This window comes from Streptococcus infantis, assembly GCF_047460405.1.
Lineage (GTDB): Bacteria > Bacillota > Bacilli > Lactobacillales > Streptococcaceae > Streptococcus > Streptococcus infantis_Q.
On sequence record NZ_JASHGH010000057.1, the window covers coordinates 1 to 523 of the forward strand.

Genomic DNA, 523 nt, shown 5'->3' on the forward strand with positions numbered 1-523 from the left:
TTTCAGGTTCTATTTCACTCCCCTCCCGGGGTGCTTTTCACCTTTCCCTCACGGTACTGGTTCACTATCGGTCACTAGGGAGTATTTAGGGTTGGGAGATGGTCCTCCCAGATTCCGACGGGATTTCACGTGTCCCGCCGTACTCAGGATACTGCTAGGTACAAAGACTATTTTGAATACGAGGCTATCACTCTCTTTGGCTGATTTTCCCAAACCATTCTTCTATAGTCTTTGAGTCCACATTGCAGTCCTACAACCCCGAAGAGTAAACTCTTCGGTTTGCCCTTCTGCCGTTTCGCTCGCCGCTACTAAGGCAATCGCTTTTGCTTTCTCTTCCTGCAGCTACTTAGATGTTTCAGTTCACTGCGTCTTCCTCCTCATATCCTTAACAGATATGGGTAACAGGTAGTACCTGTTGGGTTCCCCCATTCGGAAATCCCTGGATCATCGCTTACTTACAGCTACCCAAGGCATATCGTCGTTTGTCACGTCCTTCTTCGGCTCCTAGTGCCAAGGCATCCAC

1 rRNA gene is annotated in these 523 nt (G+C 48.9%); it reads right to left on the reverse strand.

Going from position 1 to position 523, the window contains the following annotated elements:
* Positions 1-523, reverse strand: a 23S ribosomal RNA gene (locus QM928_RS10020); the annotation flags it as partial.